We start from the raw sequence: 21283 nt of genomic DNA on the forward strand, positions 1-21283 counted from the left end.
GATGCCCCGCATCGAGGACGCTTCTCCGCCTTGCGATGCACGCACCTGGACACCGCAATCGCTCAAGGGATCTCCGACGCAGGGCACTAGCTCATCGCGAGAGCGGCCAGGCCTTTGGTGAGGATGCCTTTGGTTACTTGGAGGGCGTAGGCGTTGTCGGGGCCGGTGATGGCTTGGTCGGACCAGGTGAAGACGTCTTCGAACGCTCGGACGTGGCGGTAGTAGCGGACGGCCTCGTCGTCGATGGTGTGCGGGCCGTAGCCGGTGAGGAAGGCGTCGAGGTGTTCGGGGTGGGTCGGGCCGACGTCGCCCATGCCGCCGAGCATGAACATCAGGTCCTGCTCGGGCGGGGCGAGGATGACGTCGTCCCAGTCGATCAGATGCAGGTCGTCGTCGACGAGAACGTTGCCTAGATGCGGGTCGCCGTGGCAGATCACCCGGGGACCGACCGGCTCCGGCGGCCGCGCGGTCAGCAGGTGCGTGATCGTGTCCTCGTGCTCCTTCCAGACCGCCCCCAACTCCTCCTCGATCTCGTCCTCCGGCGCCTGCGTGGCGAGCCGTGTCTGCAGCTTCTCGGCGATCGCCGGGACCCGCGCGTCGATGTGACTGTGCCTGGGCAACGCATCCCGCAGCCTGGGCGGCGGCTCCGCGTCATGGACCCGCCGCAGGAGTACGCCGTACTGCGTCCACTGCTCGTCGGTCAGCCCAGTCTCGGCCGCGCGTACGCCGTTGATCCACGGCGTGATCGTGAGCCGCTTCTTCGCGTGGACGCTCCACAGGCCGCTGTCCGTCGTACGGATCATCTCCGGCACGCCCGGAAGCCCGCTGTCCGCCAGGAACGCCGCCACCTGGTGGCCGGTGTTCGTGCCGGCGCCGCTCCACTTGACGGCGTACGTGTTGGTCGCCGTACTCGCCTTCCACACCTGCGCGGCGATGTCCGCCCCGTGGGCCACGGGTGAGAGTTCCACCACATCCAGCCCGAAGTCCTCGGCCAGCCATCGCCGCATCAACGTGTCTCCCACGACCGCCAGCATGCCCGGCAACCGCCCGCCGAAGCGACCCGATTACCGGGCACGACCGTCAGGCCTGTATCGCGACTGCCGGGCTGGCGTCGCGACGGTCAGGCCGGCCTCGCGACTGTCAGGCTGGTGTCTCGCTGAAGCGTGACTCGACGGCGTCGTACTCGGTCACGCGTACGACGGTGCCGACCTCGGCACCGGCTCCGCGGACGAGACCAGGCACGCCCGACTCCATCTCGACGAACAGGCCGAACGGCTTCGACGACGTGACGACGACGTCGATCTCGGCACCGGGCCTCGGGAGGGTTCCGGTCATGCGGCTCACCCCCTTCCACCACTCAGGGTGAGGCGGGCAGGCGGAGCGCACGTCCGCCGGAGGCCCTTCCGTCAAGGCAGACGCGGCGGCCCGGAACCACCCGGATCTCACCAGGGGCAATGGTAGATCCCTGCCTGCTCGCCGGTACGACGTCGTGCGGGGCGTCGTACCGCGGCGTCTTGCGGACTAAGCGGTGTACGGAGGCTCAGCGGTAGTTGACGAACTGGACGGCGAAGTCGAGGTCCTGGCCCTTGATCAGCGCCTGGACCGACTGCAGGTCGTCGCGGCTCTTGCTGGAGACCCGCAGTTCCTCGCCCTGGATCTGCGCCTTGACGCCCTTGGGGCCCTCGTCGCGGATCAGCTTGGACAGCTTCTTCGCGTTCTCCTGGGTGATGCCGGCGCTGATCGAGGCGTTGATCTTGTAGATCTTCCCCGACAACTTCGGCTCGTCCGTCTCCAGTCCCTTGAGCGAGATCTGCCGCTTGACCAGCTTGTCCTTGAACACGTCCAGTACGGCGTTCACCCGCTCCTCGGTGTTCGCCTGCATGTCGATCGCCTCACCGGACAACTTGATCCCGGCGTCCACGTTCTTGAAGTCGAACCGCTGGCTGATCTCCTTGGCCGCCTGGTTCACGGCGTTGTCCACCTCCTGACGGTCGACCTTGTTCACGATGTCGAAGGAGGACTCCGAAGCCATGGGCACATCCTTTCCGATTTGCTGTCAGGGGCACTGTCTGTTGTATCGTCTCCCACGCCGGTTCACGAACCGGCACCACCCTGGCGGGTTGCCCGAGCGGCCAAAGGGAGCAGACTGTAAATCTGTCGGCGTATGCCTACGCAGGTTCGAACCCTGCACCCGCCACCAGCACCAAAAGAGCCTCTGACCTGCGAAAACCGCAGACCAGAGGCTGCTTCGTCGTGTCCGGCTGTGTCCGGCTGGCAACGGCGACCTACGGCGGTCTGTGCGGAATCCGTGCGGAAGTTCGTCGAGCGGCGCCCGCCCGCGCTCGTAGATCCGGCCCGCTACGACGCTCGAGGTAGTCACCAGCGATCGGGTAGCTGCGGGGCGTTGCCGGTCGATCTCGTCGGCTTCACGGGCGTCTCGACGTCCCAGCAGGCAGACGGGATGGCTGGACAAATGCCGAGCGTCGCTGGTGGTGAAGCGCTCCGCCATCGCGGTCTGGGTTTCACCAAAGAAGGTCGATGAGCTCGGTGACCTGGACGCATTCGGTCGGCGTGAACCGGGCCGAAGCCGTGTTGGGCGTGGAGTCCCGCGGACCCAGGCATCAAGCCCTGATCGCTCTACGTCGTCAGGCGCGGATCGGGTCACGCCCCACCGATTGTGTGTCGATGCGGCTCAGTCCGCGGTGCTCTTACCGCGTCCTATTCGTGCGACCCCTTGGCCGAAGAAGTATCCAAGAACGAGCAGGAAGCTGTTAGATACGACCTCTGTTACGGCCGTCCCAACAAACATCGCGACGATCAATGAACCCGCTAACAGAAGAAGGAGTACGGCTCCGACGATGCTAGCTATCGATTCACGCTCCAGGAATGTATGGTAGATAGCCGTACGTCTCTCCATCATCTCCATCTGGAGCTTCTGCCGACGCTCCTCGCTCTCAACCTCTTGCTTCTCGTGGGTAAGTCGCTCTTGCTCCTTCTTCTGATCGGATACTGCGTCATCCACGACCTTGAGGAGGGAGGCGCGTGCGGTGCTATCCGGCACCCTGGCTGTAATCGCCTCTCGGATCTCTCGGATCTTCTCTGCGGGCTGCAACTGTTGGAGCCGCGTCAAAATCAACGACTTCTGGTCGAGTAGCTTTTGCGAAATCGCCAATGAGCTTGGGTCTTTTTGATGACCTTGAATTACCCAGAAAGTGAGGCCGGCAGATCGCTCAGAGGACCTTGAGGCGTCGATCAACTGGTTCACTTTCTGCAGCGATTCTTGTAACTGCTCAACTGATTGAGTAGATATCTGTTCGCTGCTCAAACCCTGGGATTGAAGAAGGGATTCAATCATGTCAGTCGAAATCCGCATCGTCATATTCCAGGTCGTGGCGGGCCGCGGATCGGGTGTCTGCGTCAAGGTTCCTCCCCAAAGTTGATCTCGGCCCAACGAGGAGTCGCCAGGACAAACACGATTCAACTGTGGCTCAGTCTGCATCAGAGGGCCAACCTCCGAACAGCCCCAGCCGCAGCCGAGGATCTCGGCGCATAAGACCAAGAACCTCAGACAGTAGCGTTTGCTGCGGTCGGCGGTCGGAGCCTCATCATGAGGGCCGCGTGAGAGACGACCTCAGGGCAGAAGATCTGACGACACCTTCGATCGCCTCGGCGCCGGCCGTCTTTCACACCCGCCCTGTCAGCAGCCAGCCCAGGTCGACCATCTGTCCGAGTTCTCACCCTGCACAGCTGAAACGCCTCTGACCTACCAGGAAGGCAGATCAGAGGCGTCAGCCCTCTTGGGGCTACCATCAGTGCCCAGTGCGGTTCATTCTGGGGGATTACGCAGTCGGTCGGTACTCGGTCGAGAGCGCTGCTTCGATCCGGTGTCGGGCAGCCTCGTCCTGGCCGTCGAGGCACTTGGCGTAGACCTTGAGCAGGACGTTGACGCTGTGCCCGGCCCACTCAGCTACCTGGGACGCTGGCACGCCTGCGTTGAGCCACAGCGACACGGCCGCGTGTCTGAGATCGTAGGGTCGTCTCGCGAGCGGCGAGGCTAGCTGTGTTTCGCCTAGCGCCTGCACGCGGGCTTTTGCCCATACTCGGGCGTAGGTGTTCGAGGACACCGGGTTGCAGTACGGCGGCGGCAGTGGGATACCGGCCTTGCCTGTGCGGCTGACGAACAACCGTCCGTCGGGTCCGAGGCGGAATTCGGCGATATGCCGGCGGAGCAGTTCGACCAGCTCAGGGCATGCCGGAACGGGACGAGTCGCCTTGTCTGGCCGGTGCTTCAGACTCCGGTCCTCGCTCGCCTCGCCATCGTCGGTCCACCCGGCTCCCGTGTGCTGAGTCGAGCCCACCAGCAGCAGCTCACCCCAGCCTTCCGTGGGGATCTTGCAGTCCGCGGCACGCAGGTGCTTCGCCTCCGATGGCCTAAGGCCGGCGAAATAGAGACAGCCGAAGGACGCCTCCAACGCGGGGTAGATCTCCCGCACAGCTCGTAGCAGTGCGCGCGCCTGGTCGGGATTTGCGACTACTCGGCGGTCAACAAGGTCGGTGGTGGCGGGCTTCGTCCACTGCACCTTGTCAATCGGATTGGCCTCGAACAGATCCAGTTCGACCGCGTATTCCAGAGCGCTATAGAACGCCGATCGCTTGCGGGTAATCGTGGCCGGAGCAGCCGCTTTCCCATCTAGCTTCACAGCGAGCGCATCCAGGGCACGTCGCATCACCGGGGCTTCGCGCAGCTTGGACAGGTCCGGCGAGTTCTCAGCGACCCACCGCAGTCGGTCGACGTCCGTATCCGGCGGGCTTGCGTCCGTGACGGAGCTTCCACCGCGGGCGGCCTTGTTGAACGACCAGTTTCGGAGGATGAAGCGAACGCGTCGGCTTTCGTCGGCTGGCCGGCTGGGCAACAACGGGTCGTCACCGTTGCGATTGCCGACCGAAGCTCGAGCCACACGCACGCTCGACGGAAACCTGATTGCGGAACCTGAGTCAGACGAGCAGGTTAGGCAGCATGCCCGGAACGTCTGCGAACTTCGACCACTTGATCGACCTCTTCTCCGACATCGAGCGGTGGATGGCCGTCTCACAGCAAGGATCGCTAGGCGGGCCTGCCCCAGGGTCTGCGCTCGCGGAGGACAATCGCCGGCTCGGGATCTATCCGGGGACACACCTGGTACTCGCCGGACTGACTGGCGCGATCGACCATCTTGATGCATTTCGACAGCTGATCGTCAAGGCTCGGGCGTTGCATCTCGTCGCTCCTGTCACCTTGCTTCGCTCGGTGCTTGAGGAAGCTGGCTTCGCTCTGTGGCTCGTTCATCCAGGGGAGCGGCAGGAGCGCCTGTTGCGGGCGCTTAGGGCTCACCACCGCGATATGAACGACCGCGCCGAATACGAGAAGGTTCGCCCTCCTGTACTCGGCCCAAAGGGCAAGACCGCCTCAGCGCGGTGCAGGCAGATACGGGAGATCGCCGCCAGCCTCGGGTTCGATCAATCGAGGGTCGCGGGCACGTTGAGCGCATCTGTTGTCATCGACCAGGCGTGTGAAGCGTTGGGCCCGGCTGGAGCGGACGGGCCCCGGCTGTGGCGCCTGTCATCTGGCCTTGCCCACGGACGGCACTGGACGGTAATGCACGGGTACGAACTTCAGGATGCTTGGGATTCCGGCGGGGGGTATGCGGCCCTGCAGGTTGCGTCGAACGAGGATCTGGTGACAGGGCTGGCAACACTCGGCCATGAGCTTGTCGGAGCGGCCGTTGAGCGCTACCAACTCCTGGCACGCAGCCATCGCTGATGTACCCGGATCGGTACCCACGATGCTTCGAACTGCATGGCACAACCTGGCATCGATGAGACGAACCGGGACGCTAACCGGCCTCGAATTCGGGTGGCACTGGAACTCTATCTGGGCGGTGAGACACCTTCCGGGCTACTCATAACCCAGAGACTGCAGTCCGCGCCGGCCAAGCGTCGGCGCACGTGCCGCTCATGACTTCGCTGCTCCCCCTCAGTCGTGAGGGACCGCGAGGTGCCCCCGCGACTAGCAAGTTTGGAAGAGCGGCAACCGCAGCGCACAGATGGTCTCGACACTCGGAAGCCCATCCCCGATGCAACCCCGTGAGCGACCATCACTGACCGCTGGCAAGGGCACGTAGAGGGCACATGCTTCTGGGCGGCTGCCGCGCCCAAGGCGTGACCCGTCGACAAAAGTGACCGGTGGGTTGGAGTGTGCCATCATCGCGCTCGTGGTCTCCATCCTTCTCGCTGCTGCCGCCCCCTGGTGGAAGGTGTCGTGGGTCGATTGGGCCCAGGTCGTCGGCGCTGCGGCTGGTCTGGTCGGACTCTGGTTTACCTGGCGCCAGGCGCGCAAGGCCCGAACAGAGGCAACGGCCGCGAAGGAATCAGCCGACGCTGCCACGGCAGCAGTCGATAGGACCCAGCGCCAATTGCGTGCTAATCAGATATTGATTCTGATCCCGCAACTCCGGTGGGTTGCTCAGGAAATGGATGCCGCAATAGCGGAGAACGATCGGGCTCTTACACGCAGGCATCTTGACAACTGGCGGTGGCAAGCAGGCCACGTGAATGGACTGCTTTTGGATGACCGCCCCTCACCTCGGAAGGTTCTGAAGTCGTTGCAGGAATCCGTATCCTTGGCTACTACATCGACAAGCTCCCTGCTGAGTGATTCGCGCCCGATTCTGGATGCCTGTGGTCAGGCGAGGGAAGCGATCCATACAGCCTGCAACCTGCTAACCGTCTTCGTTGGCCAGAGCGCATCCCAGGTGACCAAGGACGAGCAGGAGGCAAGCAAGTGAGCACTGAGAAGAGCGTTAACGATCGTCTTCATGAGCTCGCCAAGAAATCACTGGAGCGAACGCTCGCAGGCCAGATCTCATGGCGGACCACAGATGACGAGGAGGCATTTCTGTTCGCAGGTGCCAAATCATCCTTGATCGTCGACAAGTGGCGCGATAGTGACGGTGATCTGAGTTACGTGCTTCGATTGCTAAATCCTCGTGGAACCCTTGTTGAAAGTTTGCAAACGGCCTATGTGGGGGAGCCGACTAGGGCCGATGATCCATGGGCGGGAAAGACATTCGAGCCTGCCCGGTGGAACGAAACGCTCGAATTGCTGTATGACGCAGCTCGCAGGAGCGCTCTAGACATCGATGCGGTTCTTGACGCTGCACTGAACGACCTTGACATCGAGGAACCACCGTTCTGACCCAGCGATTTGCCACGTCGCCCTGATAGCTGGCCGTACGATCGATAGGTCGTCGACCCGGCAAGAGGCGAGTGGCGGAGGCGGCAGATCGGGAGGCAAACCGGGAGGCAACAACCGCGCACCGGTCCGGACACGAGTGGACGCCAGTGGACGCGAAGGAACGGCGGACAAGCTGTCCTCAACGCACGGGAAATCCATGGCATGGAAGCGGTCTGAGGACCGTGCCGGACGCTTGTTGACTGCTCGCGGAGAGCGCTCGGAAGGGCGCCCACACCTCCCGGAGAGATGTGGGCGACGCGGAACTGGTGCGGAAGTCCGACTGACTGGTGACATCCGCGCAGGTCAGACCGTTGCAGGCGCCCTCTGTAAATCTGTCGGCGTATGCCTACGCAGGTTCGAACCCTGCACCCGCCACCAGCACCAAAAGAGCCTCTGACCTGCGAAAACGCAGTCCAGGGGCTCTCGCTGTTTCCGGCCAGCACCGGCGATCTACGACTGTCTGTGTCTAATAGGTGTCGAAGTTTCTCAGCGGTCTCGCTCCGGCGCCCGTCGCCGAGCGTCAGCTCGATCTGCCGCTTGACCGCCTCGTGGGTGGCCCCGGCGGGGGACCGCGCCCCAGCGCTGCGTTCAGTCCGAGACCTTCCCATCCCACAAGAGGCCGACCCGGATGAGCCCGGGTGGCGGGCTGTCCTCCGCCGACTGATGCGCGACGCTCGTCCGCCAACTGACGCGCGACAGGTCGGGGCGCGGATCGCGGCTGGGCGTCCCTAGTGAGTCCCGAGTCGGTGACGTTCAGTTTGCGGATGCAAAGAGACCCATTGGTCCGGGGACGTGCTGAGGGTCCTGGTTGACGAATTGGGTCGCGAGCTCGCCGAGTGCGCGGCTGAGTTCTGGGTCCTCGGCGCCCCAGTCGGCGAGCTCGTCGGCCAACCACGCTTTGAGCGCGGTGATCAGCTTCTGCACCTCGAGCGCGCCAGCTTCGGTGACGGCGAGCTGGCCATCGTGCCTGCTGAGGTATCCGTTGGCGGCAGCCGCTTCGAACGCCGGCGCGAGGACGTCAGGTGGCAGGTGGTACAGCGCGGCGATCTCCGCAAGCGTAGTGGTCCTGCCGAGCCTGGATCGCAGGTAGACCTGGCCGACGCTCCAGCCGTCAGACGCGCCGAACGATGCCGCTGAACGTTCTCTGACCTTGGGCAGCTCGGTGCGCCCCTTGTTTCGGACGAGGCGCGCGATCGCGGCCTGCAGCTGTTGGTTGGCGTCTGCTGCCTCGGGCACGCCAAAGCCTTCGCCGACGTCGGGTGCTGTGTCGCGGGCCGTGCCGCGCAGCGGTGTCTGCTTGAGGAAGAGCGCGACCACGAAGGCGATGAGGGCCACCGGTATCGCAGCCAGGAACACGACGTGGATGGCATGGGCGTACGCATCGACGATCGGCGCGATCTGCGCGTCGGGGTAGGCGTGGAGGGCTTGCGGGCTGGTCACCGCGGCTGGGTCGACTCCTGGTGAAGCGGCGACCGCTGCGGGCAGCCTGTCGTTGAGGACATTCGAGTAGACCGCCCCGAAGACTGCGGCGCCGAAGGAGCTGCCCAGCGTGCGGAAGAATGTGACTCCGGAAGTGCCGACGCCGAGGTCTTGGTAGGCGACGGTGCTCTGCACCACGATGGTCAGGATCTGCATGCTCATGCCGATGCCGATGCCGAGCACCAGCATGGCGACGGCCAGCTGCCAGTACGGAGTATCCGCACCGATGCGGGACAGCAGGAACATGCCGAGCGTAATGACGGCCGTGCCGACGACCGGGAAGATCTTGTACTGACCGGTCCTGCCCACCACAGTGCCGGCGACCATGGACATCACCAGCAAGCCGGCGACCAATGGCAGGGTCTGCAGGCCGGAATCGGTGGCAGACACGCCATTGACGTACTGCAGGTAGGTCGGCAAGAACGTGATCGCGCCGAGCATGGCGAATCCGACGGTGAAGGACAGGATGACGCAGACGACGAAGACCGAGGATCGGAACAGCCGCAACGGGAGGATCGGGTCGGCAGCTCGGCGCTCCACGAGCACGAAGATCGCCAAGGAGACCAGGGAGCCGATGATCATGGCGATGATGGTCAGCGAGCTCCACGCGTACTCGGTGCCACCCCAGGACAGAGCGAGGGTCAGACCGGCCGCGCCGATGGACACGAACACGATGCCGAGGTAGTCGATCACCGGATGCAGGCCCGGACGGATACTCGGCATGGTGAACGCGGCCAGGACGATAACGACGATGCCGACCGGCACATTGACGTAGAACGCCCACCGCCAGGACAGGTGATCTGTGAACAGGCCGCCGAGCAGCGGGCCGATCACCGTCGTGACTCCGAACACGGCGCCCAACGCGCCCTGGTACTTGCCGCGTTCACGTAGTGGGATGACGTCGGCGATGACCGCCATCGAGGTGACCATCAACAACCCAGCAGCGAAGCCTTGCACGGCACGCCAGGCGATCAGCCACTGCATGCCCTGCGCGAGCCCGCAGAGTGCTGAAGCGACGACGAATGTCGCGGCAGCGACCTGGAACACCCGCTTGCGGCCGAACTGGTCACCGAACTTGCCGGCCAGCACGGTCGCGATGGTGTCGGCGAGCAGGTAGGACGAGACCACCCAGGACAGGTGCCCGGCCCCGCCGAGATCGCTCACGATCGACGGCAGTGCGGTCGACACGATCGTTTGATCGAGCGCCGCCAACAGCATCCCGAGCGCCACCGTGCTGAAGACCAAGCGCATCGTCCGCCGCTCGACCGTCCCCGGCCCTGCCGCCGACTGCGACGCGGACTGCGTCTGCTCGACCGCCATGCGCACTCCAGGAGGATGGCTTCGCCGCGAAGATCGCCGCTCAGGGCACTCTATGAGCGCCTCAGACCACCGGCAAGCGTCGCGACAACGAGCCTCCGCCGCGGACTGGTCGGCGTCGCACCGGGGTTGGCCTCACAGAGTCGCCCGCTCATCGGGCAGGAGCGGACGAGCGCGCCGTACCGTCGGTCTCCTGGACGAGGGTGTCAACCATCAGGTGGCACCGAACCGTCAAGCGTCAACTGGCATACGACAGGCGAAGGTCAGTCATGCCCTCCGTCGACTGATGTGCGACACCCCGTCCGCCGGGTGATGTGCGGCCGTCAACAAACGAATCGCGGCATGAACGGATGTCAGCGATGATGAGGCGCTCGCTCGGAGAGGGATGATCATGGGGCAACCGACGCTGTTCCTGACTGTGGGGCTCCCAGGCACCGGGAAGACCACAGCTGCGCGGCGGATCGAGGTCGAGAAGAAGGCGCTTCGTCTCACGAAGGACGAATGGGTGAAGGCTCTCTTCGGACAGGAGAACCCCCCGTCGGCCCAGAGGGTGATCGAAGGACGGCTCATCCAAGTCGGGTTGCGCGCCCTCGAACTCGGCAACAACGTCGTGATCGACTACGGGTTGTGGAGTCGAGACGAGCGCTCCACTCTCCGGCGAGCAGCGCTGGACCTCGGCGCGATGGTAGAGCTGCGCTACTTCGAACTCACCCCAACCGAGCAGCGGACTCGGCTTGATCCGCGCCTCGCCGAGGCGTCACACGTGACCTGGCACATATCCGACGAGGAACTCGTCGAGTGGGCTGCCACCATGGACATTCCAACTTCGGGTGAACTCGACGGCAGCGAACCTATTGATGAGCCTCCGGCTGGGTTCTCGACCTGGGACGAGTGGCGCGGGCATCGCTGGCCGCCGTCGGTCTTCTGACGTCTGCTCCTCTCCACGCCTGCAAGCCGCGGCTACGACCCCTGGCCGAGGGCGCGGCCCGCGACCGCTCATCGGCTATGAGCGTGCGTTGGCCGGCTGCGCTGGCAGGGCATGGCCCGGATCGGGTGGTGGCCGGAAATGCGGCGGAGGCGGGAGCACGGCGCGGCTAGCATTCGGCGCATGAGCGAGCCGCACACAGATCCTGTCGCCCACAATCGCCGCGCCTGGGACCGCGAGGTGGAGAAGGGCAACGAGTGGTCGCGGCCGGTGACACCCGAGGTGGTCGCGAAGGCGCGGGCCGGTGAGTGGTCCATCGTCCTCATGGGGTACGAGCCAGTCGACCCGGCCTGGTTTCCTCCGGACATCGCCGCCTGCGACGTGCTCTGCCTCGCCTCCGGTGGCGGGCAGCAGGGTCCGGTGCTCGCCGCGGCGGGCGCGCGGGTGACCGTCTTCGACAACTCGCCCGGCCAGCTCGCGCAGGACGAGATGGTCGCCGCGCGGGAGGGGCTCGACGTGCGTACCGTGCTCGGCGACGCTCGCGACCTGAGCGGGTTCCCGGACGCCTCGTTCGACCTGGTCGTGCACCCGGTCTCCAACCTGTTCATCCCCGAGCCGGCCCCGGTCTGGCGGGAGTGCCACCGCGTGCTGCGGCCGGGCGGCACGCTGCTGTCCGGCTTCGTCAACCCGGACGTCTACCTCTTCGACGCGGAGGCGATGGACACGCGCGGCGAGCTGGTCGTGCGGCACCGCCTGCCGTACAGCGACGTCACCCATCTGGAGCCAGGCGAGCGGGAGCGGCTGTGGGGCGCCGACTCGCCGCTGGAGTACAGCCACACGCTCACCGAGCAGATCGGCGGGCAGACCGCGGCGGGGTTCGCCATCACCGGCTTCGCCGAGGCGCCACACCACTCGGAGGTAACGGCCGGCTGGCTGCCTGGCTACTTCGCCACCAAGGCGGTCAAGGGGTCCTAGGCCCGTGTCCAGTTGTGACGTCTGTACGCCGTACTCATCCTGGCAGTCGCAGATGGTCCACGGCTGGTCGTTGCCCACGGCACGCACTCGCTAAACGCTATTTGTGCTGGATCGAATCGTTTGCCTGGTCGTCGCGGCTGGTACTAGCGTGAGCGAGAGTTGCATTGGGCAACAATATAATTGACAGGAAGGCAGATTCTGCATGAGATCGATCGGGCGAATGGTTGCGATGGGCGCGGCCGCGGTGGCCGTGGTTGCGGGCGGCGCGACGGTGGCCCAGGCGCAGACGCAGACCATCCACACCGTCACCTGTGCGAGCCAGGACGAGTGCATTCAGAAGCAGAACGTGTACCGGCACTACGGGTACGCGGTGTCCGACGTCTGGTACCGGGATCCGAACACGACCTGCGCGCCCGAGTGGCCCTGTGCTCTGGGCTGGCAGTTCCAGTGGGAGGAATGAACTGACCGTTAGGCCGGTGCGGTGACATGGCGGGTGGCATCCCCTCTCGGAGGCGGGATGCCACCCGCTGCGTAACAGAACGGGGTGGAGCGCGATTAGTAGGTCGGGGCTGGAGGGGAAGAACAACGTGGGGGGAATCATGCAGTGGTTTGAGCTGTGTCGCGCCGATCGGTCCGCGCGAGGTGTCCGATGACCGTCTGCGGGCTCACGATGCAAGAGGCTGAGCGCCTCGTGTGCGCGCTTGAGCTGTTCACCGCCGGGTTCTCCAGCGTCGACGAGGCGCTGGTGTACGCCGAGCTGTCCGGGCCGGTCACTCACGTGCTCCGGGACCGGGGTGTGCTGCTGCCACGCTGAGCGAGGGAATATGGGTGGAGCAGCCGGGAGTTGGTTGTTGAGACGGCGCATGACCCGAGGAGAGAGCAGGCGATGAAGCCCACTGAGTTCGTGAAGGTGAATGGTCAGTTCTGGGGGGAGCACCTCAAGGGGGTGGGGGAGCACCTGGCCGGGAGTCACCGGAACGAGCTGCCGGGGCCGTTGCTGTTTCCGCGGATGATGGTGCTGACGGAGACGCCGGACTGGAACATCCTGGAGCTGGTCGGGGTGAGCCGGGAGTACCGGTCGCTCGAGGTACGGCGACGGAAGGCGGCGAGCGTCGAGGAGTACTTCGGGCTCGGTGATGGTGCGCCGGTGGTCACGCTGCCGGGGGAGAACCTGTTCAAGGACGCCACCGTCGCGACCGAGGTCGGCCGGCGGGAGCTGGTGGATCGGTTCCCGGGTGCGGACAAGATGATCGGCAACGAGTTCACCGGTCCGGGCGAGCAGATCCTGCAGTTCGCGCCGGGCAACTTCTCGACTTTCGACCGGGTCCTGCTGGTGCACACCGTCGGCGCGTCGATCCGGGTCCACTGGACGTTCTTCGCGCTCGCGATCCACCGCTCCGAGCCGGCCGACAAGTACCTCGCCTTCCTGCGGAACTACGCTCAGGCCGCCGACCACCTCGACCCGATCGGCACCCTGAGCGTTCCGGTGGGCGATCTGGATCTGAAGGGCTCGCCGTTCGCGAGCACGTACCTCGGACACGGCCTGCCGGACTCGACTGTCGACCAGTTCCTCGAGGACAACGAGAGCATCCTGCTGTCGGCGTTCGATGCGACCCGGCTGATCCGCCGGCCGTTCCTCGAGCGGCAGGAGGACGGCGACGCGTTGCAGCCGGACTTCATCCTCGAGACCGCGGACGGCAACCACATCGTCGGCGACCTCGGTCTCCCGCTGCTGGAGGGCAAGAAGCACCACCGCACGACGTCGGTGCACGACGGCGCGGCCGCCCTCGCTCGGTACGCGGACTACTTCACGTCCCCAGAGCACCGTGCCTTCGCCCAGACGAAGTACGGCGTCGACGTCAGCGACCCGCGCAAGCTGCTGGTGATCGGCACCCAGGACACGGTCAACCCCGCCGACGTGACCGACGCCGCCATCGAGATCGTCGACTACGACTCCATCCTCCGCCTCCATCTGGCGGCGAACTCCTGACCGGCTAAGGTCCGGTCCCGTGGAGTACTTCGTGTACGGACGGGACCGGCTCGGTGGGTACGACGTCAAGGTGAACCTCAACGAGGAGCACTGGGCGTTCATGGATCGGTACGCCGAGGAACTCGTCGCCCGTGGTCCCACGCTGACTGCGGACGGCGAGGAAACGACCGGCAGCCTGCACATCGTCGATCTGCCGGACGACGAGGCCGTCCACACCTTCGCGTACGACGAGCCGTACTACCGCGCCGGTGCCTTCGACTCGATCGTGATCCACCGATTCCGCAAGCACGTCGGCAGCACCATGTGGGACTTCGCGAACGCCGTCGAGGGGTACAACCGCTACCTCGTCATCACCGACGACGAGCCCCGGCCGCTCACCTCACCGCACCTCATCATGTACGGCGACCTCCTCAGCCTGGACGCCGGCAAACACCTGGGCCGCGCCGCGCTCGTCGAAGCTCCCCAGCCTGAAGCGGCCGCAGTTCTGGTCGAGGCACCCGACGCCGAAGTCCTCCCGTGGGAGTTCGGCGGCCGCCGCTGACCTCACCACCTGTCGGGCAGGTGGTCCACCACGGCCTCGACGATCAGCCGGCCATCCGGTGTGTCCACGCCCAGAGAAGACGCAGCGTGGTCGAGTCCCTCGAACTCCAGACACACACAGCCGATGCCTCGGAGGACCGGCTTCAGGCGCCGGACCCGGTTGATCGCCTGGTCCGCAGTCCCGACGTACACGATCTTGGTGCCGGTGAAGCACCTGAGCTCGTGATGCCAGTCATGGGATCGGTAGGCGCGCCAGAACTCCAACGGCGGGCGGCGTAACCGAGGCTCCCGTTCCATCCGGCGCATGTCGCCGTCGGTCGGGAATCCGATCGGCGGGACTCCGCCCATGACGAGGCCCGCCGCGCGGCTCGTCGAGCGCGCGACCATCGCCGCCATGCAGGCCGGCTGGGAGAACCCCCACACCACGAACCGGTCGATGCCCTCGTGGTCGAGTACTGCCAGCACCTGCTCGGCGATGCTCCCGAAGTCGTACTCCGCCGGCCGCTCACTCGCGCCGAACCCGATCGGATGCACCTGCACGACCCGGAACCGGTCGGCGAGCCAGTCGGCCGGTCGAAAGTCCCGCGGTCGCCGGTTGTTCCGGACCAGTACGACGGCCGGCCCGTCACCGCTCACCTCGTAGGCGATCCGGGCCCCAGCGCGGATGACCCCGGGCACTCAGGCCTCGGCGACGATCTTCTGCAGGGTCGCCGCGAGGGTACGACGGTCGGCCACGGTCAGACCCGTGGTCATCGCGCCGATGCGCTCGGTGAAGCCGTTGTGGGCGTCGTGCGCAAGGGCGAGGCCGGGGGCCGTCAGCTCGATCTGGCAGGCCCGGCGGTCGGTGGGGTTGGGGATTCGGCTGACCAGGTCGCGGCGTTCGAGGCGGTCGACCATGCTCGTCAGGCTGGAGCGTTCGATGCTGAGGATGCGGCTGAGCTCGGTCATCCCGAGCGGGCCCCCCAGCAGCACGCAGAGCAGGTGGGCCTGCTGCGGGGTGAGGCCGAGCGGCCGGCTGGTCTCGGCGTACAGGTCCTGCAGCACGTGCATCGTCTGGACCAGGGCACCGGCCAGGTCCGTGTCCCGCGCTGTCGTCGTGGCCATGCCCTCATGGTAGTCCGGTCAGCAAACAGTTTGCAGATCTCATAGTTCGTAGCGCTACTATTTAGGTCTACGAACTAAAAGGAGACCTCATCATGACCCCCAAGTTCGGCTACGGCTCCCCGGCCGACGTTCACGACGCGACCGCCCTGCTGCGCCTGGCCGCGCAGGCCGACCGGTACGGGCTGGACCATGTCTCGGTCTCGGATCACCCGTACGTCGCCGATCTCCTCGACGGCTACGCGACGATCGGCGTACTCCTCGGCCGCACCCAGCGTCTGTCCGCGTTCGTCAACGTCACCAACCTCCCGCTGCGCCCGGCCCCGGTGCTTGCGCGTACGGCGACCTCCCTCGCGGCGCTGTCCGACGGGCGGTTCATCCTCGGCCTCGGCGCGGGCGGCGCCTGGGACCGGATCACCACGATGGGCGTACCGGAACTGCGGCCCGCCGAAGCGGTCGAGGCCTTCGAGGAGGCGATGCAGCTCCTCCACACGATGTCCGACGGCGGTCGCCCCGAACCGACCAAGCACTACCCGATCGGGCAGCTCAAGCCGGCGAACGTTCCCGCGCCGCTCATCTGGACCGGCTCGAACGGCCCGAAGTCGCTCGCCGCGACCGGCCGGCAGGCGGACGGCTGGATCCCGGGTCGCGCGGCGGACTGGCTGAGCGACCGCTACCGCTGGTCCCGCCCGATCATCGACGAGGCTGCGTTGTCGGTCGGCCGCAAGCCGTCCGACGTCGCCACGATCTACAACTTCCCCGGCGCACTCACCGCGTCCCCGGCTCGCCGTACCCGCGATGACGAAGGCCGCTGGATCGGTGGTTCCCCCGCGCAGTGGATCGAGGAACTCACCGGCGCGATCCTCGAGCACGGCGCTGCCGGGTTCACCTTGTTCCCGCGAGGCGCCGACGCGTACGACGTCCAGGTCGCGAGGTGGGCGCAGGAGGTTGTCCCCGCAGTGCGGGCCGCGGTCGGCTAGTCAGCCCAGCGCCGCTAGCTCGGCGGGCGACAACCGGATGGCACCGGCGGCGATGTTCTCCTCGAGGTGAGCAGGGTTCCCGGTGCCCGGGATGGCCAGGACGTTCGGACCTTGATGCAGAGTCCACGCCAGGCGGATCTGTTGAGGCGAGACGCCGTGCTGGCCGGCGATCGCCTCGACAGCGGACGAGGCCTGCGGTGTCACGCCGCTCTCACGCTCCGCGCCGGCGATCGCGAAGAACGGTACGTAGGCGATGTCCCGCTCGGCGCACAGCCGGATCAGCGCGTCCTCTTCACGGCGCAGATCGATGGCGTAGCTGTTCTGCACGCACACGACCGGCGCGATCGCCAGCGCCTCGTCCAGGTGGTCGGCGCGCACGTTCGACACCCCGAGCTGACGGATCAGGCCGGCGTCGCGCAGGTCCGCGAGCGCCCCGAACCGGTCGGCGATGGAGTCGGCGCCCGCCTTCTTCATGATGCGCAGGTTGACGACGTCGAGGCGGTCGAGGCCGAGCTGGCGCAGGTTCGTCTCGACCTGCGTCCGCAGCTCGGCCGCGGTCGTCGCGTGGTAGAAACCACGCTCAGGGTTCTCACCCGGACCGACCTTGGTCGTGATGACGAGCTCGTCCGGGTACGGCGCCAAGGCCTCCCGGATCAGCTCGTTCGCATACCGCGCCTCGCCCTCGCCGACCCGCAGCGTCCCGCCCGGCGAACAGTAGAACGCAGCCGTGTCGATGTGGTTCACGCCGAGCTCGACTGCCCGTCGCAGGACCCGGATCGCCACCTGACGATCCGGGTTCGGGGTGATCCGCATGGCTCCGAAACCCATCCGGTTGACGGTGACGTCGCCCAGCTTCCAGGTGCCTGCGGTATCCGCGGTGCTCATTCCTCGATCGCTCCTCGAACTGCGCGTAGATGTTGCCGGAAAGTCAGTGAGGGATCGGTCGCCCGCGCCGTCAGGTAGTCCGCGAACCGCACCTGCTCCCGCAACGACCGTCCAGCCCGGATCTCGGCCGCCTGCCGATGTTCGGTGTCGCGGATGGACTCGGCCAGCTCGGCCACCTCGTCGACCCGATCGGCCGGCACGAAGACCACACCGTCCTCGTCACCCAGGACGACGTCGTCCCGGCTCACCGACCAGTCCCCGATAGTTGCCGTGGACAACGCGTCGTCGGGTTGCGGATCGAGCCGCAACGGCCCGGTCGGCATCGCGCCGAGGCTGAACACCGGCAGCCCGATCGCCGTGATGTCGACCGTGTCGCGATGCAGTCCCCAGATCACGATCCCGGCGAGTCCGGCGGCCTTGGCCTCGAGCGCGACCAGGTCGCCCACGCACGCCTCGTCCCGCCGTCCGCCGTTGTCCACAACCAGTACGTCGCCGTCCTCGGCCGACTCGAACGCCTCGAAGAAGACGTCGACACTACCCACATGCTGGGCAGGCAACACCCGTCCGGCCACCCGACCTCCGACCACAGCCGTCAGCGACGCGGTCCGCACAGGCACACCGGCCCGAAGACACGCGTCCGCGACATGCGCCGTCGTCAAACCTTCGAACAGCATGCTCGATCCCTTCTCACCGTACATATGGACAGGAGGTGTTCCGCCCCCCGCGCTCCACCCGAGTCAGCCGCGCCACGCAAGTCCGGCCCAGAGGCCGACACCTCCTGTCGATCTGTACGGCTACGACAGGAACGCGACGATCTCGGCCAACGACGGATTGTAGGCCTCGCTGGAGGTGTCGACCGTCAGGGACGGGACCGGCAGATCGACCGCCTGGAAGGCGTTGTGGGTCCGCAGTCGAGCGTCGGCGCTGATCTGTGCGTCCTCGTGCGCGGTCCGTTTCGGGTCGGTCGCCGTACGTGCGGTGATCCGGGCGAGCGCAACGTCGGCGGGGACCGTGCAGTGGATGATCCGAAGGTCGGCGCGGTTGAGCAGCGGGGTCAGGCCGGGACTCCAGATCCGGTCCTGGAACGCGGCTTCGGCCACGATCGTCGTACCGCGGCCGACCAGCAGCCCGATCACGTCGAAGAAGGTGGACAGCGTCCGCATCGTCAGCGGGTCGCCCGGGCCGGGTACGAAGCCGGGCGTCGCGTGCGCCATCCCCTCCTTGATCTCGTCCCGGCAGATCGCCGGGCACCCGATCGCGGCGGCCACCTGATGAGCCAGCGTTGTCTTCCCGGTCCCTGGCGGGCCACTCACCACTACGACAAGAGGTTTGGACTGCACCGCCGCACCCTAGCCACCCCCGACGTCCGCCCGCACCAGGATTCCGGGAGACGTCACCGAAAAGTGTCCGTGCGGGCGGTTAGCGTGAGGTCCGGATGTGGCCAGAACGTCGGTGGGCAGGGGGTGACAGTGGACGGATGACGACCTATTCCGCGGTTCGTACGACGGGCATCTACTGCCGGCCCGGATGCGGGGCGAAGCCCCGGGCGGAGAACGTGCGGACCTTCGAGCTGGCGGCGGCCGCCGAGGCGGCCGGATACCGCGCCTGCCTGCGCTGCCGGCCGTACCGGGTCGCGGGGACCGTGCCGGACGAGGCGCCCGAGCTCGTCTGCCGCGCTGTTCAACTGATCATCGCCGGTGTGCTGGACGAGTCCGGCGAGGCGGCGCTCGGCGCGCGGCTCGGGCTGTCGACGCGCCACCTACGCAGGTTGTTCCACGAGCACCTCGGCGTCACGCCGGACCAGTTCGCCCGCTCGAGGCGTGCCCACTTCGCCCGCAGACTCCTCGATGACAGCGATCTGTCCATCGCGGACATCGCGTTCGGGTCCGGCTTCGGGAGTCTGCGGCAGTTCAACCGCGCGATGCGTGAGATCTTCCGGGCGTCCCCGCGCGAGCTCCGCGACCGGCGGCGCCGGACCGATCGCCTGGTCGCCGATGGTGGCCTGGCGCTGCGGTTGCCGTTCACCACGCCGTACGACTGGGAGGCGATGAGCGCGTTCCTCGCGTCGCAGGCGATCCCTGGCGTCGAGTCGGTCGAGGACGGTGTCTACCGCCGGACCATTTCTCTCGATGGCGATCCCGGTCTGCTCGAGATCGGTCCCGGCGGGCCTGATCACCTGCTGCTGCACGCACATCTCCCGTACTGGGAGGGTGTCATCCACGTCGTCGAGCGAGCCGCGCGACTCGTCGCCGTCGAGGCCGACCCGGACGTCCGCGTGCCGGGCGCGTGGGGGCCATTCGAGGTCGCGGTCCGGGCGGTGGTCCGCGATCAGCTACCGCCTGAGGACGCGTACGACGTACTGCGCAAGCTCGTCGAGGTGTACGGCGTTCCAGTCGCGGGGCTCGGCCACGGCCTCACGCACGCGTTTCCGGGTGCGGAGGCGCTGACCGAGGCCGAGCTGGTCGGGCCGCTGGCGCAAGCAGTTGCTTCAGGCAATCTTGTGCTCGACCAAGACGCCGGGATCGGCTCCTTGGAGACCGTGCCCGGCGTCAGCGCCAATGCAGCCCGCCAGATCGCGATGCGGCTGGGCGGTCAGCGGAGGAGAGAGTTGAGCTTGCCGAACTCCGCCGCGGTGGACAGCGCCTCGTAGGTGCCGCTCGTCAGTAGTTCCTTCGCCGCGGCCGTCGCCAACCCGTAGGCGCCGGCGGTGATCGCCGGGCCGACGCTGATCCGCGTCACTCCGAGCGCAGTGAGCTCGGCAACCGTGGGCGCGCCCGGGCCGACCATCACGTTGAGCGGCAACGGCGACGCCGCCACCAGTTCGCGAATCGTCGCGGCATCAACGACCCCCGGGACGAACAGCACATCCGCGCCGGCTTCGGCGTACAGCTTTGCGCGTTCGATCGTTCCGCTCCCGTCGCCGAACAGATAGGTATCCGTCCGCGCGTTGATGACGAGCTCGCGGTCAATGGCTCGCGCGGCAGCGATCCGCTCGGCCTGCAAGGCCGGGTCGATCAGCGAGCCGCCAGAGCTGTCCTCGAGGTTGATGCCGACAGCACCGGCCTCGATGACGTCGGCAACCGTTGCCTCGACATCGCCGTAGCCGGACTCGACGTCCGCGGTCACCGGCACCGACACGGCCGCGACGATCGCGCGGACCGCCGCGATCGCCGCCGTACGATCCAACCCGCCGGCATCGGCGACGCCAGCCGCCCACGAGACGCCCGCACTGGTGGTCGCGATCGCCGCGGCGCCAGCCGCCTCGATCGCCCGCGCCGACCCGGCATCCCACGCATTCGGCAACACCAACGGCGGCCGCTCATGCAAGGCGCGCAACCGCCGTGCCAACTCGACCTGGCTGCTCACAGGCTCACCAGCAGTTCATGATCGATCTCGACGAACTCCACGATCAGCCCGGCGAACTTCCCCGCGATCAGCTCCCGGTACGCCGCCGACCCGGTGTGCGCGTCGTACGCCGCCTGATCCGCGAAGTGCTCGACGAAGAGCAAATAGTCCGGGTTGGCCGGATCGCGATAGACGCGGAACGACAACGTCCCCTCCTCGGCTCCCGGCCCCACCGGCGCGAACTCCCGCACCAGTTCCTCGGCCGCCGCCTGATTGCCATCCTTCAACTTGATCGGAAACACCTTGGCCAGCACTTGGTTCCTCCTGAGTCCGACTGAACAACCCAAGCCTCACTCGTCGCCCAGCTCCAGTCTGGCCATATTCGGCCATCTCCGTGCTTCCAATATTCGAGACGATATGTCTCACGAAACAAGATTCTGGGTTAGCGTGAGAAAGTCGGCAGAGGGCAAAGG

At 66.4% G+C, this 21283-nt stretch carries 24 protein-coding genes and 1 tRNA gene; 12 read left to right on the forward strand and 13 right to left on the reverse strand.

Annotated elements, in window-relative coordinates; translation table 11 throughout:
• Positions 1-86: 86 nt before the first annotated feature.
• The 3 genes from AB0I34_RS39945 to AB0I34_RS39955 all read right to left on the reverse strand — a co-directional run bounded on the left by AB0I34_RS39945 (position 87) and on the right by AB0I34_RS39955 (position 2032).
• A complete protein-coding gene (locus AB0I34_RS39945; protein ID WP_360456425.1) occupies positions 87-1022 on the reverse strand; it encodes a phosphotransferase in 936 nt (311 codons plus the stop codon).
• 118 nt (positions 1023-1140) lie between these two features.
• Positions 1141-1335, reverse strand: coding sequence for a hypothetical protein (locus AB0I34_RS39950; protein WP_360456428.1), 195 nt, complete (start codon positions 1333-1335; stop codon positions 1141-1143).
• Positions 1336-1540: 205 nt separating this feature from the next.
• Positions 1541-2032 (reverse strand): YajQ family cyclic di-GMP-binding protein, encoded by a 492-nt coding sequence (locus AB0I34_RS39955; RefSeq protein WP_131361200.1) that lies wholly within the window; start codon positions 2030-2032, stop codon positions 1541-1543.
• Positions 2033-2114: 82 nt separating this feature from the next.
• Between AB0I34_RS39955 and AB0I34_RS39960 the strand changes: the two genes are divergently transcribed.
• Positions 2115-2200: transfer RNA gene (locus tag AB0I34_RS39960), tRNA-Tyr, on the forward strand.
• Positions 2201-2692: 492 nt separating this feature from the next.
• Here AB0I34_RS39960 and AB0I34_RS39965 read toward each other — a convergent pair.
• Complete coding sequence (locus AB0I34_RS39965) at positions 2693-3421, reverse strand: hypothetical protein (RefSeq protein ID WP_360456432.1); 729 nt, start codon at positions 3419-3421, stop codon at positions 2693-2695.
• A gap of 418 nt (positions 3422-3839) precedes the next feature.
• Positions 3840-4958, reverse strand: coding sequence for a tyrosine-type recombinase/integrase (locus AB0I34_RS39970; protein ID WP_360456439.1), 1119 nt, complete (start codon positions 4956-4958; stop codon positions 3840-3842).
• A 59-nt stretch (positions 4959-5017) separates the two neighbouring features.
• Here AB0I34_RS39970 and AB0I34_RS39975 point away from each other — a divergent pair, with 59 nt between their 5' ends.
• The 3 genes from AB0I34_RS39975 to AB0I34_RS39985 all read left to right on the forward strand — a co-directional run bounded on the left by AB0I34_RS39975 (position 5018) and on the right by AB0I34_RS39985 (position 7234).
• Positions 5018-5800, forward strand: coding sequence for a hypothetical protein (locus AB0I34_RS39975; protein WP_360456442.1), 783 nt, complete (start codon positions 5018-5020; stop codon positions 5798-5800).
• Positions 5801-6251: 451 nt separating this feature from the next.
• On the forward strand, positions 6252-6824 hold the full coding sequence (locus tag AB0I34_RS39980) for a hypothetical protein (RefSeq protein ID WP_360456445.1): 573 nt from the start codon (positions 6252-6254) through the stop codon (positions 6822-6824).
• Positions 6821-7234 (forward strand): hypothetical protein, encoded by a 414-nt coding sequence (locus AB0I34_RS39985; protein WP_360456448.1) that lies wholly within the window; start codon positions 6821-6823, stop codon positions 7232-7234. The genes AB0I34_RS39980 and AB0I34_RS39985 overlap by 4 nt, the downstream gene beginning before the upstream one ends.
• 792 nt (positions 7235-8026) lie before the next feature.
• On the opposite strand, the gene AB0I34_RS39990 is transcribed toward AB0I34_RS39985, so the two are convergent.
• Positions 8027-10072: an MDR family MFS transporter gene (locus AB0I34_RS39990; RefSeq protein WP_360456451.1), complete on the reverse strand. Its 2046-nt coding sequence runs from the start codon at positions 10070-10072 to the stop codon at positions 8027-8029.
• Positions 10073-10460: 388 nt separating this feature from the next.
• On the opposite strand from AB0I34_RS39990, the gene AB0I34_RS39995 reads away from it, so the two are divergent.
• From AB0I34_RS39995 to AB0I34_RS40020, 6 genes are all read left to right on the forward strand, one after another.
• Positions 10461-10997 carry an ATP-binding protein gene (locus AB0I34_RS39995; protein ID WP_360456455.1) on the forward strand — a complete coding sequence of 179 codons (537 nt, stop codon included), beginning with the start codon at positions 10461-10463 and terminating at the stop codon, positions 10995-10997.
• Between the two features lie 180 nt (positions 10998-11177).
• Complete coding sequence (locus AB0I34_RS40000; protein WP_360456457.1) at positions 11178-11969, forward strand: class I SAM-dependent methyltransferase; 792 nt, start codon at positions 11178-11180, stop codon at positions 11967-11969.
• Positions 11970-12171: 202 nt separating this feature from the next.
• Positions 12172-12429, forward strand: coding sequence for a hypothetical protein (locus AB0I34_RS40005; protein WP_360456460.1), 258 nt, complete (start codon positions 12172-12174; stop codon positions 12427-12429).
• A 189-nt stretch (positions 12430-12618) separates the two neighbouring features.
• Positions 12619-12783 (forward strand): hypothetical protein, encoded by a 165-nt coding sequence (locus AB0I34_RS40010; protein ID WP_360456463.1) that lies wholly within the window; start codon positions 12619-12621, stop codon positions 12781-12783.
• A 72-nt stretch (positions 12784-12855) separates the two neighbouring features.
• The gene (locus AB0I34_RS40015; protein ID WP_360456466.1) at positions 12856-13959 is read left to right on the forward strand and encodes a hypothetical protein; all 1104 of its coding nucleotides are present in this window, start codon (positions 12856-12858) and stop codon (positions 13957-13959) included.
• 19 nt (positions 13960-13978) lie between these two features.
• Complete coding sequence (locus AB0I34_RS40020; RefSeq protein WP_360456469.1) at positions 13979-14500, forward strand: YciI family protein; 522 nt, start codon at positions 13979-13981, stop codon at positions 14498-14500.
• Between the two features lie 2 nt (positions 14501-14502).
• Here AB0I34_RS40020 and AB0I34_RS40025 read toward each other — a convergent pair whose 3' ends face one another.
• Both AB0I34_RS40025 and AB0I34_RS40030 read right to left on the reverse strand, forming a co-directional pair.
• Positions 14503-15177: an alpha/beta fold hydrolase gene (locus AB0I34_RS40025; RefSeq protein WP_360456472.1), complete on the reverse strand. Its 675-nt coding sequence runs from the start codon at positions 15175-15177 to the stop codon at positions 14503-14505.
• Entirely contained in the window at positions 15178-15603 is a 426-nt protein-coding gene (locus AB0I34_RS40030; protein ID WP_360456475.1) for a MarR family transcriptional regulator, read from the reverse strand.
• Between the two features lie 92 nt (positions 15604-15695).
• Between AB0I34_RS40030 and AB0I34_RS40035 the strand changes: the two genes are divergently transcribed.
• A complete protein-coding gene (locus AB0I34_RS40035) occupies positions 15696-16580 on the forward strand; it encodes an LLM class flavin-dependent oxidoreductase (RefSeq protein WP_360456478.1) in 885 nt (294 codons plus the stop codon).
• Here AB0I34_RS40035 and AB0I34_RS40040 read toward each other — a convergent pair whose 3' ends face one another.
• From AB0I34_RS40040 to AB0I34_RS40050, 3 genes are all read right to left on the reverse strand, one after another.
• Entirely contained in the window at positions 16581-17465 is an 885-nt protein-coding gene (locus AB0I34_RS40040) for an aldo/keto reductase (protein ID WP_360456481.1), read from the reverse strand.
• The gene (locus tag AB0I34_RS40045) at positions 17462-18139 is read right to left on the reverse strand and encodes an RraA family protein (RefSeq protein WP_360456484.1); all 678 of its coding nucleotides are present in this window, start codon (positions 18137-18139) and stop codon (positions 17462-17464) included. The genes AB0I34_RS40040 and AB0I34_RS40045 overlap by 4 nt, the downstream gene beginning before the upstream one ends.
• Positions 18140-18259: 120 nt before the next feature.
• On the reverse strand, positions 18260-18805 hold the full coding sequence (locus AB0I34_RS40050) for an AAA family ATPase (protein WP_360456487.1): 546 nt from the start codon (positions 18803-18805) through the stop codon (positions 18260-18262).
• Positions 18806-18942: 137 nt separating this feature from the next.
• Here AB0I34_RS40050 and AB0I34_RS40055 point away from each other — a divergent pair, with 137 nt between their 5' ends.
• Positions 18943-20115 carry a helix-turn-helix domain-containing protein gene (locus tag AB0I34_RS40055; RefSeq protein WP_360456490.1) on the forward strand — a complete coding sequence of 391 codons (1173 nt, stop codon included), beginning with the start codon at positions 18943-18945 and terminating at the stop codon, positions 20113-20115.
• Here the strand turns inward: AB0I34_RS40055 and AB0I34_RS40060 are convergent.
• Positions 20058-20831 (reverse strand): isocitrate lyase/phosphoenolpyruvate mutase family protein, encoded by a 774-nt coding sequence (locus AB0I34_RS40060; RefSeq protein ID WP_360456493.1) that lies wholly within the window; start codon positions 20829-20831, stop codon positions 20058-20060. The two genes, AB0I34_RS40055 and AB0I34_RS40060, sit on opposite strands and share 58 nt — an antisense overlap.
• Positions 20828-21124 (reverse strand): putative quinol monooxygenase, encoded by a 297-nt coding sequence (locus AB0I34_RS40065; protein WP_360456495.1) that lies wholly within the window; start codon positions 21122-21124, stop codon positions 20828-20830. Before AB0I34_RS40065 ends, AB0I34_RS40060 begins: the two co-directional genes overlap by 4 nt.
• Between the last annotated feature and the right edge of the window lie 159 nt (positions 21125-21283).

Origin of the sequence: Kribbella sp. NPDC050281 (genome assembly GCF_040655855.1) — a bacterium.
Classification (GTDB): Bacteria; Actinomycetota; Actinomycetes; order Propionibacteriales; family Kribbellaceae; genus Kribbella.